Source organism: Hutsoniella sourekii ATCC 700629 (assembly GCF_000518205.1).
Lineage (GTDB): Bacteria > Bacillota > Bacilli > Lactobacillales > Aerococcaceae > Hutsoniella > Hutsoniella sourekii.
On record NZ_JADD01000049.1, the window covers coordinates 1 to 2650 of the forward strand.

The 2650-nt window shown below is 33.9% G+C and carries 2 protein-coding genes; one reads left to right on the forward strand and one right to left on the reverse strand.

Features of this window, described 5'->3' with window-relative positions; genetic code table 11:
• Window positions 1–325 precede the first annotated feature (325 nt).
• On the forward strand, window positions 326–928 hold the full coding sequence (locus T408_RS0108995) for a CadD family cadmium resistance transporter (RefSeq protein WP_028119622.1): 603 nt from the start codon (window positions 326–328) through the stop codon (window positions 926–928).
• Window positions 929–1464: 536 nt separating this feature from the next.
• Here T408_RS0108995 and T408_RS11385 read toward each other — a convergent pair.
• On the reverse strand, window positions 1465–2541 hold the full coding sequence (locus T408_RS11385; protein WP_051444865.1) for a DNA-methyltransferase: 1077 nt from the start codon (window positions 2539–2541) through the stop codon (window positions 1465–1467).
• Window positions 2542–2650 lie beyond the last annotated feature (109 nt).

The window sequence follows — 2650 nt, forward strand, 5'->3', positions numbered from 1 at the left end:
CATGTTGAGACAGTGACACTACTTGAGAAGAAACGTTAGTTTCGCAGAAGTAGATCTCCTACCCATGCACGAATTTCCCAAGAAGACAAGCAGAATGAGCAAGCTGAGTGGCTGAAACATTGTATGTTTAATGGTATAATTCATGAGGGAACAAAGCGTCTTCATAAACGTTGGTTTAGAAAGCATATGAGTCATGTGAAAAAAATATGAAAGTTGGATGTTTTATATGAAGCAATTTATTAAACATTCTCCCTTGGCTTTGGCCAAGTTGATGTGTTTGTGTGAAAACCACCAATTCTAATAAACATATTGAAAGGGGAAGCTTATGGAAATAATTATATCTTCAATGTTAGTTTTTATCTCTACGTCCATTGATTATTTGGTTGTTTTAACGATTCTTTTCTCTACCATGAATACTGGTAAACAACGATCAATTTATATTGGCCAATATATTGGAACGGGGTTGCTCGTTGGCTTTAGTCTCATTGCAGCGTATTTCCTGAACTTTATTCCACAAGATTGGGTGATCGGGTTACTTGGTTTACTTCCTTTGATTCTAGGGATTCGGGCTATCTTCATAGATGAAGATGTAGATGAAAAGGACTTGGAAGAAAAGATGTCGCATAGACAGTCAGAAGTTGCGAGTGTGGTTGCTCTGACCATTGCCCTTGGCGGAGATAATTTGGGGATTTATATTCCTTACTTTACTGGAATGTCCTTCCAGGAAGTCATGGTTGTGATCCTTGTTTTTATCATTGGGATTTTTATCTTATGTTATTTATCCAAACGACTGGCTTCGGTTCCTATGATTGGTGAAGTAGTTGAGCGTTACGAAAAAGTCATCGTACCAGTCGTTTTCATCGGCATGGGTATTTTTATTCTGTTAGAGAATGGTACGATTCAACATCTTTGGTCACTGATTGGATAAAAGTTTAACCACCCTCACAGTTAGTGAGGTAGAACTCTACTTGAAGATGATAGCCAGATAGCCTACTTATCTCATATTTCGTAGAAATATTGATACAACAGCGTTTTGGAGGATAAGAAATAGCCTAAAATTTGCACGTCGAGTGCATCGTATTGATTGAAAAAACTAAGTGATAAACAGCATAAGGGCGGGGTTTCTGGGCGTTCGATGGATGTCTAGGGACCTCGTTTTTGGCTTGGGAAGTAGAAAATTTGACCTAGAAGATGATTTACTGAGGGAAAATAGAGGTTGGTCTGTGGGAACAGGTCGATGGCGTGATACTGAAATAAAAAGATAATCACTCTAATAGTATAATTTAAAAGAAATAAAAAGCCTTGATATAGCGATCTTACTGAAGAGTAAGGAAGCAATATCAGGACTTTTTGATGTATAATACTAAACATAGCAAAAATTTGTGCATATAGTTAGTCAAGAGAATAACCGCTTTAACTTATTGAATAGAACACAAAGTGACGAAAATATAATTATAAAATTGATTATATATCTGAATTTTTATCAATAAATTGATTAACTGATAAATCAAAACTATTTAGACATAAAAAGTCATTTGGGATTATACTCTCAAATAACCCTTGCTCAGAAACTTTTATGATAACTTTAAGTTTGCACGTTTTTGTTTTTGCACTGGAATTCATTATTCCAATAATATCTTCAATGGTTTCTCCTTCTTTTTGAATTCGAACTGGTATGGGTTTAGATTTAAAATTATATTTTAAATATCCATCAACTGCTTTATTTCTCTGAACAATAGTGGCGTCAAGAGATTTTAAGATACTTATTTCAAACTGAGATTTATGTTTATAAGCATCGATTCCTTTTTTCAGAAGATCTGATTCAGATTTTACAGGGTTTTCAAGCCTTTTTTTGGCAATACTTACTGCTTCTTCAGAAATATCAAAACCAATATAATTTCTTTTTAATAATTTGCTTGCTACAGCAGTCGTGCCACTGCCACAGAAGGGATCTAATACTATATCATTTTCATCGGTGCTAATATTGATTATTCTTTCAAGTAAAGCAATGGGTTTTTGTGTAGGATAGCCCACTCTTTCTTTTGCTTTAGGATTCAGAAATGGAATATCCCAAACATCACTAAGCGGAACACCTTTTTTAGGAGCAGCAAGTACAGCTTCCCCATTTTCATCTGTTTTATAAGCAGATTTATTGTTTTCATTTCGAATACGTTCTTGCATAATTTGATCTACATTAGTAGTTGCTGAATATTCTTCAAGAATCATATTAAATTTATATTCACTAGTTTTACTGTACATAAAAATAGTTTGATGATTATTTAATAAGCCTTTTTTGGCATTGGACCATCTTTTATATCGCCAAATAATTTCACTCTGAAAATATTTGGCGCCGAATATTTCATCAAGTATAAGTCTTATATGATGAGACGCGTTTCTATCACAGTGAACAAAAAATGTCCCATCTTCTGTTAAAATTCGTCTTACTTCAAAAAAACGTTTTCTTAAAAATTCTTTGTAATGGTCAATAGATTCCCAGCTATCATCAAATGCGTAAGTTATATTATTCTTATTAGATAGCATCTGCTTTTTTTGTGTGATAGATTGTAAAATTAATTGCGACAAACAAGAAAACCCATAACAGGTTCGTGTAAAATGTTAGTAACCACAAAAACACACACGGAGGACCTGT

Excerpts from the sequence above, each read along its gene's own strand:
- T408_RS0108995 (WP_028119622.1), top strand. The coding sequence starts at position 326 with ATGGAAATAATTATATCTTCAATGTTAGTTTTTATCTCTACGTCCATT.
- T408_RS11385 (WP_051444865.1), bottom strand. The coding sequence starts at position 2,541 with ATGCTATCTAATAAGAATAATATAACTTACGCATTTGATGATAGCTGG.